Source organism: Kitasatospora sp. NPDC087314 (assembly GCF_044744365.1).
Lineage (GTDB): Bacteria > Actinomycetota > Actinomycetes > Streptomycetales > Streptomycetaceae > Kitasatospora.
Genome location: NZ_JBIUYE010000013.1, coordinates 21,724 through 33,239, shown reverse-complemented (window position 1 = coordinate 33,239; position 11,516 = coordinate 21,724). Strand labels below are relative to the sequence as shown.

Annotated in this window: 10 protein-coding genes; 4 read left to right on the top strand and 6 right to left on the bottom strand. The window is 72.9% G+C overall.

What is annotated here, in order from left to right; translation table 11 throughout:
* Window positions 1-243: 243 nt before the first annotated feature.
* The 4 genes from ACIO5E_RS26905 to ACIO5E_RS26890 form a co-directional block, all read right to left on the bottom strand.
* Window positions 244-753, bottom strand: a complete 510-nt coding sequence (locus ACIO5E_RS26905; RefSeq protein ID WP_400672411.1) for a hypothetical protein — start codon at window positions 751-753, stop codon at window positions 244-246.
* 184 nt (window positions 754-937) lie between these two features.
* Window positions 938-1,444: a carboxymuconolactone decarboxylase family protein gene (locus ACIO5E_RS26900; protein ID WP_400672410.1), complete on the bottom strand. Its 507-nt coding sequence runs from the start codon at window positions 1,442-1,444 to the stop codon at window positions 938-940.
* Window positions 1,445-1,512: 68 nt separating this feature from the next.
* Window positions 1,513-1,872: an SgcJ/EcaC family oxidoreductase gene (locus ACIO5E_RS26895; protein ID WP_400672407.1), complete on the bottom strand. Its 360-nt coding sequence runs from the start codon at window positions 1,870-1,872 to the stop codon at window positions 1,513-1,515.
* Window positions 1,869-2,171 (bottom strand): muconolactone Delta-isomerase family protein, encoded by a 303-nt coding sequence (locus ACIO5E_RS26890; protein WP_400672405.1) that lies wholly within the window; start codon window positions 2,169-2,171, stop codon window positions 1,869-1,871. Before ACIO5E_RS26890 ends, ACIO5E_RS26895 begins: the two co-directional genes overlap by 4 nt.
* A 294-nt stretch (window positions 2,172-2,465) precedes the next feature.
* Here ACIO5E_RS26890 and lanL point away from each other — a divergent pair, with 294 nt between their 5' ends.
* The 3 genes from lanL (at window position 2,466) to ACIO5E_RS26875 (ending at window position 6,585) form a co-directional block, all read left to right on the top strand.
* Window positions 2,466-5,162: a class IV lanthionine synthetase LanL gene (gene lanL / locus ACIO5E_RS26885; RefSeq protein ID WP_400672402.1), complete on the top strand. Its 2,697-nt coding sequence runs from the start codon at window positions 2,466-2,468 to the stop codon at window positions 5,160-5,162.
* 2 nt (window positions 5,163-5,164) lie between these two features.
* Window positions 5,165-5,296 carry a hypothetical protein gene (locus tag ACIO5E_RS26880; protein WP_400672400.1) on the top strand — a complete coding sequence of 44 codons (132 nt, stop codon included), beginning with the start codon at window positions 5,165-5,167 and terminating at the stop codon, window positions 5,294-5,296.
* Between the two features lie 71 nt (window positions 5,297-5,367).
* Window positions 5,368-6,585 (top strand): lanthionine synthetase LanC family protein, encoded by a 1,218-nt coding sequence (locus ACIO5E_RS26875; RefSeq protein WP_400672398.1) that lies wholly within the window; start codon window positions 5,368-5,370, stop codon window positions 6,583-6,585.
* Between the two features lie 53 nt (window positions 6,586-6,638).
* Here the strand turns inward: ACIO5E_RS26875 and ACIO5E_RS26870 are convergent, their stop codons facing one another.
* Together ACIO5E_RS26870 and ACIO5E_RS26865 are read right to left on the bottom strand one after the other, a co-directional pair.
* Complete coding sequence (locus tag ACIO5E_RS26870; protein WP_400672396.1) at window positions 6,639-8,048, bottom strand: MFS transporter; 1,410 nt, start codon at window positions 8,046-8,048, stop codon at window positions 6,639-6,641.
* The gene (locus ACIO5E_RS26865; RefSeq protein ID WP_400672394.1) at window positions 8,045-8,860 is read right to left on the bottom strand and encodes a glycerophosphodiester phosphodiesterase; all 816 of its coding nucleotides are present in this window, start codon (window positions 8,858-8,860) and stop codon (window positions 8,045-8,047) included. Before ACIO5E_RS26865 ends, ACIO5E_RS26870 begins: the two co-directional genes overlap by 4 nt.
* A 481-nt stretch (window positions 8,861-9,341) precedes the next feature.
* Between ACIO5E_RS26865 and ACIO5E_RS26860 the strand changes: the two genes are divergently transcribed.
* Complete coding sequence (locus ACIO5E_RS26860; protein WP_400672391.1) at window positions 9,342-11,462, top strand: PEP/pyruvate-binding domain-containing protein; 2,121 nt, start codon at window positions 9,342-9,344, stop codon at window positions 11,460-11,462.
* Window positions 11,463-11,516: the final 54 nt, after the last annotated feature.

The following is an 11,516-nucleotide window of genomic DNA, read 5'->3' as shown; positions in this document are numbered from 1 at the left end:
GCCCATCCGCACGTCGGCCGCCGCATCCGCCCAGGGCGCGCGGCGGCCCGCTGTACCGTCACGGACCCGTACTGCGGCGGCTTGGTGCCGGGACTGTAGCTGCTGCTCGGCGGTTCGGACTCACCGCGTCATCGAAAGGTGCGGACCATGACGGCGTAGAGCGGGGCGTCTTCGAATGGACGGCGCTCGCCGACCCTCTTGTATTCCCAGCGCGTGCTCGGCGGGCCGGTGCAGGTCCGGGATCTACGGTTGGCGTCCCAGGGTGACCTGGAAGCCGAGGCTGCCCAGCATCGTGTAGCCGCCGTAGAGGTCGCAGCGGGCGGCGACGAGGACGCCGGCCGGGTAGGCGAAGACCTTCGGCGGCTGGAGGCCGTAGCCGCGGCGGCGGTCGCCGGCGGGCTTGCCGGGGGAGAGGACGCTGGTGGCGCTTGCGAAGAGGATGGCGGTGCCGTCGGTCCGGTCGCCGTGGGGCGGCGGGAGGAGGGTGCCGGTGTCGTCCTCGGGAACGAACAGCAGTAGCCAGAACGAACCGGTGGTCTCCTTCCCGAGGAAGAAGTTGACGGTCGCGTCACCGGTGACGACGTTGCCGAGGACCTTCACGCCGGAGAAGGACAGCGGCAGCGCCGTGGGGTGGCCGGAGCCGTCGATCTCGGCCAGCAGCCGGTGCAGGGCCGGGGCGCTGTCGAGCGTGGCCCACTCCCTCAGCGTGATGAGCGCGTCGTCCTGGGCCGGTACTACCTGCTCTTCGTCCATGGCGCCTCCTCGGAACGGTCCTCCTGGTGTGCGGAGGGTCGACGAGCTCACGGATGCCCGCCGCGGGCGGCCGGGGCACCGGGAGCGGAGAGGCGTCCCCCGAACGGCTGCGGACGGTGACCGATACGGGCCATCAGCGGCACGGCGCGGGCTCGGTCCGTGCCGCGCCGTGCCGCTGATGGGTTCATGCCCAGGGATCGGTGAAGGAACGGCCGGGGACGGGCTTGGCGATGAGGGCGATGGCGGTGAAGAAGTTGACCTGGCCGATGGCGATGGTCAGGGTCGTCAGCGCCTTCTCGTCGTAGTGCTCGGCGACCTGGGCGTAGAGCTCGTCGGACACCCGCTCGCCTCGGGTGGTGGGCTGGAGGGTGGCCTCGACCAGGGCCAGGGCAGCGCGTTCGGGGCCGGTGAAGTGGGGCGAGTCCTGCCAGGTCGCGACCGAGGTGATGCGCTCCTCCGACTCGCCCGCCTTGCGGAGGAAGCCGGTGTGCAGGACGGTCAGGTACGTGCTGCCGGCGATCTGGCCGGCCCGTAGCTGGACCAGGCTGATCGTGGCGCGCGGCACCGCGCCGTTGCCGGCGGCCTTGAACAGGGCCGCCGAGACCTCGGCCAGTTCGGGGACGAGCTGGACGGGGTCCTGGGCCAGCCGGGGGCGCAGCGGGATCTCGGTGGTGATCGATCGGGTTTCCATGGCGGTGTTCCTTTCGGGTTGCTCCTACCGACCCGACGGATCGCGGCGATGGAATGTGACAGCGGAGGTCAGGGGAGCAGCGAGACCTGGTAGTGGGCGATGGACCAGGCGTCGTCGGAGCGGCGCAGCAGGACACCGAGGTTGACGGTGAGGGTGGGGCGGTCGGGGAAGGCGAAGTCGACGCCCAGGTACCCGAGGATGAGGTCGTCGGCGAGTCGGCGGATCTCCAGGACGCGGTAGTCGGCGGTCAGTCCGGGCGGCTGGGAGGCGTAGTACGCGGCGACGCCCGCGCGGCCCACGCTGTACGGGTGGAGGCCCTGGAAGATCGCGTCCTCGGTGAAGCAGGCGGCGACCTGCTCGGGCCGGTGGGCGTCGACGGCGGTCTTCCAGCGGTCGAGGACGTCACACAGGACGGCTGCGTCGTTCATCGGGTGCCTTCCGGGCCGGGGTCGTTGGGGTGCGGGGAGAGCGGGGTGACGGTGTCCCGCCGCCACACCCGCAGGGGCATGGAGGCGAGCGCCTGTTCCAGCCGCTCCTCGTCGGGGGCGCTGAACAGGCCCCAGGTGCGCCACTCGCCCGGAGCGAGCGGCGGGCGCCAGAGCCGCAACAGGGTGCCGCAGGCTGCGAGTTCGCGGGCACGATCGGCTTCCCGGGCCCGGATGCCGGCAATCGCCTCCTCGGGGGTGCCGTCCGGGACAGTGGTCACCATGTCGACCAGGAATTCCATCGGCGTCCTCTCGTACGGGTCTACCGGAGTATCGAGGGACGGCGCGGTCACCGCTGCGCTGCCACGCCGTTCACGGCCGGGCCGTGATGGGTGAGGTACGGGCAGCGACCAGCCCCGAGGTCCGCTGGTCGTATCAGCGGACATATCAAATCCCTTGCAGCGGTCTTGTGTTGGTGATTCGGCCGTTGCTAGCTTCGCCGTGTGACCTCGCCCTACCGGTCGATTCTCGCGGAGTTCCTGACGCGGTCCGATGAAGTTGCCGGATGGCGCGTGCACCACGCGGAGCCGTGGTGGATGGTGACTCCGCCGCGCCACGTGCTGCGGCGGCAGGGGTGGAAGCTGCACCTGTCGGCGACCGTGGCGTCGGCGCCGGAGGTGTTGGAGCGCGCCGGTCGGGTGCTCGTCGCGCGCGGGTGCGCGTTCAAGTTCGCCGCCGGGCCGAGGGTCACGGCCGAGTTGACGGGCACGCGGGCCACTCGGGCGCAGTCGGGCAAGTTCCTGACCGCCTACCCCGCCGATGACGGTCAACTGCGCATGATCGCCGAGGAGTTGTCCGAGGCGACGCTGGGACTTCCCGGTCCTGCCATCCTGTCGGACCGCCGCTACCGGCCGGACAGCGTGGTGCACTACCGCTACGGCTGCTTCGTGCGGCCCCGGTTGCTCAATGACGAGGGGTTCTACGAGGGCCGGCTGGTGGCACCGGACGGGAGCCTCCGCACGGACGAGCGCAACCCCTGGTTCTCGCCGCCTCCGTGGGCCGAGGACCCGTTCGTCGAGGCGCCGTCGACCGACACGCCGTCGACCGAGGCGCCGTTGACCGACACGCCGTCGACCGGCGCGAAACCGGCGGCCGCCGCGCCGCGCCGACGGGGAGAGCCGGTCCTGCTCGCCGGGCGGTACCTGGTCAGGGAGGCGATCCGGCACTCCAACCGCGGCGGCGTCTACCGCGCCGAGGACACCCGCAGCGGCGAGACCGTCCTGCTCAAGGAGGCCCGGCCGCACGTCGGCGCCGATCCGGAGGGACGGGACGCCAGGGACCGGCTGCGCCACGAGGCGGGGGTCCTGGACGAGCTCGCGCCCCGGGGCGTCACCCCGCGGGTGCGGGAGCTGTTCGAGGCCGGCGGCCACCTCTTCCTGGTCGAGGACCTGATCCCGGGCCGGAACCTGCAGCAGTGGACCGCCGAGCACCTGGACCGGGGCGACGGGCAGGTCCCGGTCGCGGCGGCGCTCCGGCTGGCCGGCGAACTCCTCGGGCTGATCCGGCAGGTGCACGCCGCCGGGCTCGTCCTGCGCGACTTCAAGCCCGGCAACGTCATCATGACCCCGGACGACCGGCCGGTCCTGGTCGACCTGGAGCTGGCCGTACCGTTCGGCTCCACCGCGTACCCGGCCGGCACCCGCGGCTTCACCGACCCCGGGTACCTGGACGCCCCGCGCGGACCGGACGACCGCGGCGGCGATCCGGACGATCCCGTGGTCCGCCCCGTCCCCGCGCCCGGCCCGGAGGCGGACTGCTTCAGCCTCGGCGCGACCCTGCTGCACGCCGCCGCCGGGATCCGCCCGGTGCTCGCCCCGGACGGCGCCCCGGTACGGCCGACCGGTGAACGGCTCGCCGCGCTGCTCGCCGCCGCCATCCCGGACCGGCCCGCGCTGCGCGCCCTCGCGCCCCTGGTCACCGGCCTGACGGCGGACGGGTCGCGACGCTGGACGCCGGCCCAAGCGGAGGCGTACTTCGTACGGGAGACGACGCCGCACCCGGCCGCCCACGAGCGCCCGCCCGAGCCGCCGACCGTCCGACGCCTGATCGAGGACGGCCTCGACCACCTCGCCGCCACCATGGACACCTCCGCCGAGTACCTCTGGCCCGCCCCGCGCTCCCTGCCGTACGGCGACCCCTGCAACGTGCAGCTCGGCGCGGCCGGTGTACTCGCCGTGCTCGCCCGGGCCGTCCGCCGCGGGTACGAGACCGCCCGGCCCGTGCTGCGCGAGGCCGCCGACTGGCTGGACGTCAGGCTTGCCGAGCCCGGCCGGATCCTGCCCGGCCTCCACTTCGGCCGGTCCGGCGCCGCCTGGGCCCTGCACGACGCGGCGGCCACCCTGGACGACCGGCAACTCGCCGACCGGGCGCTCGCCTACGCCCTGCGCACCCCGCTCGCCTCGGGCAGCACCGACGTGTGCCACGGTCTCGCCGGTGCCGGGCTCACCCAGCTCCACCTGTGGCGCTGCACCGGCGACCGGCGCTTCGCCAATCGGGCCCGGGAGTGCGCGGACGGGCTGCTGCACCTGCTGAAAGCCGGTCGGGGGGTGGACTGGCCGCTCGGCCCGGAGTTCCGCGCCGAACTGGCCGGCTCCACCCACTACGGCTTCGCCCACGGGGTCGCCGGCAACGCGGCCTTCCTCCTGGCCGCCGGCCGCGAACTGCGCCGGCCCGAGCTGACCGACATCGCGCTCGGCGGCGGCGAGGCCCTGTGCGCGCTCACCGACTGGCGCGACGGCGCCGCGTACTGGCCCAAGGGCCCCGGTCGCACCGAGCGGCCCGGCCTGAACTACTGGTGCCACGGCTCCTCGGGCATCGGCACCTTCCTGCTGCGGCTCTGGCAGGAGACGGGCCACGAACGCCACCTCGCCCACGCCGAGGGCGCCGCGCTCGCCGCGCACCGCGACCGCCACCGCCTCGGGCCCGGCACCTGCCACGGGCTGGCGGGCAACGCCGAGTTGCTCCTCGACCTGTCCGCCGCCACCGGGGACGCCCGCCACCTGGCCCGGGCCGACGACCTCGTCCACGGCATCGCCCTGCGCGCCGCCCGCCGGGACGGCCGCTACCTCGTGCCCGACGACACCCTGCGGGAGGTCACCGCCGCCTACAACGTGGGCTTCGGCGGCGTGCTCGACGTCCTGCTCCGCCGCCGTCACGGCGGCCCCCGATCGTGGCTGGTCGACCGGCCGGCCGCGGACCCGCACCACCACCCGAGCCCCGGAAAGGGGGAATGACCATGGAGAGCACCGTCCTGGAGCTCCAGGAGCTGCCCGAGACCGAGGAGCAGCCGCTGGAGCCGATGATGTGTTGCGACACCGGCCACCGCAGCTTCGCGCCGACCGAGATCTGTCTGAACCCGGCCGACTGACGGCCGACCCCCGTGGTGCTGTGAGAGCCGTCACCGGCGCCTCACAGCACCCGATCCACGGAACGGGGCCGATGACCGGCGACTCCTCCGGAACCTCCGACTCCTCCGGAACCTCCGACCCGACCTGGGCCGTCCTGCTCGACGGCCCCACGGCCGACGCGGCCCGGCGGCTGGTCGACACCATCGCCGGCCTGCCGGACCGTGCGGTGCCCCGCGCGGTGCGGCCCGACCTCGGCAGCGGCGGCGCGGGCCTGGCCCTCGCCTACCACCAGCTCGACCTCTGCCGCCCCGGTGAAGGCTGGCGCACGATGGCCGTCGGCCACCTGGACGCCGCCGTCCGGGGCGCGGAACGGATGCGCCTGCGATCCCCGGGGCTGCTCGGCGGCCTCGGCGGGCTCGCCTTCGCCGCCGGCCGGCTGGGGCGACCGGCCGCTGTCCGGTCGGACGACCACCGCGCCCGGTCGGCCGACCGCGCCGTCCGTCCGGAGGGCCATCAGGGGCTGGACCTCAGCTCCGGCCTGACCGGGAGCGGCGCGGTCCTGCTCGACCGTACGGACGACCCGGGCACCGTCGCGCGGCTGCGCGCCGTCCTCACCGTACTCGGCCGTCGGGTGGCGGCGTTCCCGGGCGAGTCACCGGGGATCGCGCACGGCCCGGCAGGTCCGCTGGCCCTGCTGTCGTCGGCGCTGTCGGCGGGCGTCGAGGTGCCGGGGCAGACGGCGGCGATCCATCGGGCGGTGGAGCGGCTGCTGGAGCACCGCCGGGACGACGACTGGGGGCCGGACTGGAGCCTGAGGAAGGACGAGGAGAAGGAGGACCAGGACAGTGGCCCGGCCGGCAACGTCAACGGACCGTCGCTGCCCGCCTCCTGGTGCCACGGCGGTCCGGGCATCGCCCGCGCGCTCTGGCTGGCCGGCACCGCCCTCGACGACGCGCCCCTGCGCGACCTCGCCCGCGGCACCCTGCTGGCCGCGCTGCGCCGCCCGCCCGAGGTGCGGCGGATCGACCGCCGGCCGGGCCTCTGCCACGGCCTGGCCGGCCTGCTGCTGATCACCCTGCGCTTCGCCCAGGACCCGGCCGACCCGGCCTTCCCAGCTTTCCGGCAGGCGGCCCGGGCCCTGGCCGACCGTCTGATCACCAGCACGGCCGACCGCATGGCCGCCCGGCACGAGCAGGCCGCCGCGATCACCCCCGGGCTCCTCGACGGCGCCGCCGGCGTGCTGCTGGTGCTGCTGGCCGCGACGACGCCCGTCCCACCCGGGTGGGACCGGGCCCTGCTGCTCTCGTGACCGGTCAGCGACCGGTCAGCGGAGCGGTGCCGAGACCAGCAGGGCCCGGCCCGTCAGAGCCGCTCAGGGACCGGGTTGCCGACGGCCTCGATCGCGCGGCGGACGGGGACCTTCACGAGCACCGCGAAGCCGATCACGAAGAACACCAGCAGCGAGATGATCGCCGACCGGTAGCTGCCCGTGACCTGGTACGCGAGGCCGAAGACCAGCGGGCCCATCCAACTGGTGCCGCGGTCGCTGACCTTGTAGACGCTGAAGTACTCGGCCTCCTTACCGGCCGGGATGAGGTGGGAGAACAGCGAGCGTGACAGCGCCTGGCTGCCGCCGAGCACCAGGCCGATCATGCAGGCCAGGGCGTAGAACCAGACGGGCTGGTGGGCGGGCATGACGTACCCGAGGGCGAGGGTGATCACCCAGCCGACCAGGGAGCCGAGGATGGTCCGCTTGGCGCCGTACCGCCGGGCGAGCCGGCCGAGCAGCAGGGCGCCGCCGATCGCCAGGGCCTGGACCAGGAGGACGGCGGCGACCAGCGAGGTCTGGTCCAGGCCGAGTTCCTCGCTGCCGTAGAGCGAGGCCTGGGAGACGACGGTCTGGATGCCGTCGTTGTAGCAGAGGAAGGCGGCCAGGTAGAGCAGCGTGAGCGGGTGCTTGCGCATGCCCCTGAGCGTGCGGCCGAGTTCGCGCAGGCTGCCGGCGGCGGGCTGTCCGGTCGAGGCCGTGGCCCGGCTGGGTGCGACGCCCGCGCGGGAGGGCAGTCGCAGCATCGGGACGATCGTGAACAGCGCCCACCACAGGCCCGCCGAGGCCAGGCAGATCCGCACGGCGGTGCCGGAGGACACGCCGAGCGCGTCGTGACCCTCGAACAGCGCCAGGTTGGCGATCAGCAGCAGTCCGCCGCCCGCATAGCCGTACGCCCAGCCCTTGGAGGAGACCGCGTCGCGCTCGTCGGGGGCGGCCAGGCCGGGGAGGTAGGCGTAGGAGAGCGCGACCGACACCGCGTACGCGATGTTGGCGACCACCAGCAGCGCGCCGCCGAGCAGGTAGCGGTCGCCGTCGAGGAAGAACATCCCCATCGTGGCGATCGCGCCGACGTAGGCGAAGCCGCACATCAGCTCCTTGTGCCGGCCGGTGCGGTCCGCGAGCGTGCCGGTGAGCAGCATCGCCGCGACCGATATCAGCACGGAGAAGGAGACCGTGTACGGGAAGAAGGAGCCCGCGCGGATCGACAGGCCGAGCGGGTGCACGTCACCGGACACGTCGGCGGCGTTCTTGGCGACGGTGGTCAGGTAGGGACCGAGGAACACCGTCAGGACGGTGGTGGAGAAGGCGGTGTTGGCCCAGTCGTTGACGTACCAGCCGAACTGCATCCGGCGCAGGGCGCGGCCGTCGGCAGAGGCGGCGGCGGCCGCCGGGTCGGTCGGTTGATCGTCCGGCAGGTGCGTCGCCGAGTTCGTGGTGCTCATGGGGTCCCCGTCACCGTGCTGGAGCCGGTACTGCCGTCCGTCCAGCAGCCGCGCTCGCCGAGGACGTCCCGCAGGACGTCGATGCGATCGGCCATGATGCCATCCACACCGAGGTCGAGGAGAGCCCTGATCCGTGTGGGATCGTCCACAGTCCAGACGTGGACCTGAAGGCCGAGGCGGTGGGCGGCCCGGACGAAGGCCCGGTCGACCACCCGCAGGCCCAGGTGCCGCTCCGGCACCTGGGCGCACACCCCGGCGAACGGCGCCCGGCGCCCCTGCCCCCGCCCCTGCGGCAGCGGCCCGGCCAGCGAGCGCAGCCGCAGCCGGGCCACCTCACGCGGGCCGAGCGAAGTGGCCAGCCGGGGGCCCGCGGCGGCGCGGACGGCGGCGAGCCGGCTGTCGGAGAAGCCGCCGACGCAGACCCGGTCCCAAGCGCCGGTCCGGCGGATCGTCTCGACCAGCGGCCCGATGGCCGGCGCCGCCTTGACGTCGACGTTGAAGCGGGCGTCGGGGAACGCGCCGAGCAGGTCCTCCAGCAGCGGCACGGGCTCGCTGCCACCGATCCGGGCCCGCCTGACGGTCTCCCAGGGCAGCTCCGCCACCGCCCCGGCGCGATCGGTGACCCGGTCGAGGCGGGAGTCGTGGAAGGCCACCAGCACTCCGTCGGCGGTGGTGTGCACGTCCGTCTCCAGGTACCGGTACCCGAGGGCGACGGCGGCCTCGAAGGCCGCGAGCGAGTTCTCCGGGTGTCCGAGGTCGCCACCCCGGTGCGCGAAGGCCAGCGGCCCCGGATGGTCGAGGAAGGGGTGCATGTCGTGCTCCGAGCTGCCGGGGGAGGAGGCCGCGCCGTCCGTTCCGCCGCCGTCCGGACCGCGCGCGTTACAGTATTACGCATCCTGTCAAGCAGTAACGCCAGGGCGTGCGGCCCGAACCGGGGGCGTGTCCGCTGCGCGTCCTGATGGCGAGTCCCGATGCTGCGATCCGATGCTGCGATCCGATGGCGTGATCCGCCGGGGCCTACGCCGGGAGATCGTGCAAGAAGCAACATTCCGGCGATTTTTGATCACTTTTGATCGTTTAGAGACTTCATTGCTGTGACCTTTGCCACAAGATGACCTGCCATCAAGGTTTCCTTGACGCGATTCACGTGGCTGAAACATTTCATGGTGGCCTGATGGTGCATGACTATTCGTCAGAAGTTCAGATTTGATGGCAGTGTGTGTGAAGCCGTACCACCTTCTGACCTGCTGCACACTGATCGTGTACATGATGACGAATGGCTGAACTGTGCGCATGACCCGTTCGGATCGCAACAAAGCGACCACGCGGCCCCGCCTGACCGGCGAAAAGCTCACCACCCAGGAGTTTTCCCAGCTGGCCGGCACCATCGGGGGCTATCCCTATGTGAAGATCGTGCTCGACCGGGCCGAGTCCGTGCTCCACTTCATCGACAGCGCCGACGGCACCCTGCACGTCCGCTACATCGGGTGCGAGATACTCGGCATGTCGCTCGACGAACTGGCCCGCGGGCTCGATTCGTTCAATGACGACGTCTACCGGAATCCCGATCGCCGTTTCTATCTCGGTACCCTCGCCCTGCACTCCCGGCGCGGTGACGGGAGCGGTGACGGAGGCGGTACCGGAGAAGACCGAGCGGCCGACGCCTTCCTGTCCTTGGAGACCGTCGACGTCGACACCATGTCCCAGGAGATGCTGCGCTTCTTCTACCACCGGGTGCGCGACCACATCGACCCGACGCTGCCGCTGGTCCTCAAGCCGGCCAACCACCGGCAGGAGGACTACGTCGCCGGGATCCCGGAGAGCGAGATACCGCGCGTCCTGTCCCACGAGCTCTACTCCACGGCCTCCTTCGTGCCCCTGAACGACGGGCAGGCCCACGGGCGGCTGCGGGTGTTCCGCTCCGAGGCGGAGTACCGGGCCGACCCCGAGCCGCTGGAGTGGCACGACATCGTGGTGATGCCCCGGGTGCCCGAGGACATCCCCCGGGTGTCGGGCATCATCCACACCGAACACACCACGCCGCTGTCCCACATCAACGTGATGGCCGCCGGGTGGCGGATCCCCAACGCCGTCGGCACCGAGGCCGTCGACCGGATCGAGCGGGCCGGGCTGGCCGGGCGATGGGTCCACTACCGGGTCGACGCCGACGGCTCCGACCTCCACCTCGAAGCCGCGCAGCCGCATTCCGACGGCGTCCCGCCGACGCCCCCGGCCGAACGCGTCACCGTGGACCGGCCCGACCTCGCGCCCACCCCGATCACCGCCCTGTCCGAGCTGCGCGCGGGCGACCACGTCCGGTTCGGCACCAAGGCCGCCAACCTCGGTGAACTCACCCATCTGCTGCAGCACGGCTCACCGCGCTGGCTCGGCTTCTACCGCTCCCCCAGGCCGCCCCGGGACAACCTGCTGCGCTACCTGGCCCGGCAACTCGGCCTCCCGGAGAACGTGGACGAGGCCGAACTGGTCGCCGCCGCCCAGCGCCTGGTGAAGGAGTACACCCAGGTGCCGCGCGGGATCGTGCTGCCGTTCTCGCTCCAGCAGCGTTTCCTCGACTCCTCGGCGGAGCTCCGGAGCGTCCTCGGCCGGCTCGACTCCGCGCTCCTGGCCGGGACTTCGCAGACCCCGCAGGCCACGCAGCTGGAGGAGCTCTGCCGCGAAGCGCAGCGGCTGATCCGCACCACCCCGCTGCCCGACCCGGTCCGCACCGAGATCGACCGCGCGCTCGACCGGCACCTGTACGGGGCTCCCGTCCTGGTCGTGCGCAGCTCGTCGAATGCCGAAGACCTGCCCGGCTTCTCCGCCGCCGGACTCTACGAGTCGGTGGCGAACGTCGGCGGCACGAGCCCGGTCCACGGCGCGGCCCACGAAGCGGTCGACGGCGCGGCCCGCGAAGCGGCCCTCGACGGGGTCCTCGATGCGGTCCGGGAGGTCTGGGCCTCGCTGCTCTCACCGCGCGCCGTACTGCTGCGGCACCAGGCGGGCATCCCCCTGGACCACTGCGGCATGGGCGTGATCGTCCAGGAGCAGGTCGGCGCCGCCGTCGGGGGCGTCCTGGTCACCTGCAACCCGCTGAGCCCGCAGGACTTCCGCAACGTCTACCTCAACATCTCGCCGCGCTCGGTGACCGAGGTGGTCTCCGGTCAGGGTGCCCCGCTCCAGTACCTGTGCAACACCATGGAGGGCGGCAGCCGCACGGTCTCGCTGGGCACCGCCACCGCCGACCTGGACGCCGCGACCAAGGACCTCGTGGGCCGACTGGCCCTGATCAGCCGGCTGTTGCAGTCGCACTTCTCGCCCGACGAGAGCTACGCCGCCCCGGTCGACATCGAGTGGGCGATCGAGGACGACCGGGTCAGCCTGCTGCAGCTGCGCCCCTTCCGCACCGCCCGGTGACGCCGGCTGAGTGGCACCAGCCGGGTGCGACATCGCCCGAACGCGACACGGGCC

Excerpts from the sequence above, each read along its gene's own strand:
- ACIO5E_RS26875 (WP_400672398.1), top strand. The coding sequence starts at position 5,368 with ATGACCGGCGACTCCTCCGGAACCTCCGACTCCTCCGGAACCTCCGAC.
- ACIO5E_RS26860 (WP_400672391.1), top strand. The coding sequence starts at position 9,342 with ATGACCCGTTCGGATCGCAACAAAGCGACCACGCGGCCCCGCCTGACC.
- ACIO5E_RS26880 (WP_400672400.1), top strand. The coding sequence starts at position 5,165 with ATGGAGAGCACCGTCCTGGAGCTCCAGGAGCTGCCCGAGACCGAGGAG.
- ACIO5E_RS26890 (WP_400672405.1), bottom strand. The coding sequence starts at position 2,171 with ATGGAATTCCTGGTCGACATGGTGACCACTGTCCCGGACGGCACCCCC.
- ACIO5E_RS26905 (WP_400672411.1), bottom strand. The coding sequence starts at position 753 with ATGGACGAAGAGCAGGTAGTACCGGCCCAGGACGACGCGCTCATCACG.
- ACIO5E_RS26900 (WP_400672410.1), bottom strand. The coding sequence starts at position 1,444 with ATGGAAACCCGATCGATCACCACCGAGATCCCGCTGCGCCCCCGGCTG.
- ACIO5E_RS26865 (WP_400672394.1), bottom strand. The coding sequence starts at position 8,860 with ATGCACCCCTTCCTCGACCATCCGGGGCCGCTGGCCTTCGCGCACCGG.
- ACIO5E_RS26895 (WP_400672407.1), bottom strand. The coding sequence starts at position 1,872 with ATGAACGACGCAGCCGTCCTGTGTGACGTCCTCGACCGCTGGAAGACC.
- ACIO5E_RS26870 (WP_400672396.1), bottom strand. The coding sequence starts at position 8,048 with ATGAGCACCACGAACTCGGCGACGCACCTGCCGGACGATCAACCGACC.
- lanL (WP_400672402.1), top strand. The coding sequence starts at position 2,466 with ATGGTGACTCCGCCGCGCCACGTGCTGCGGCGGCAGGGGTGGAAGCTG.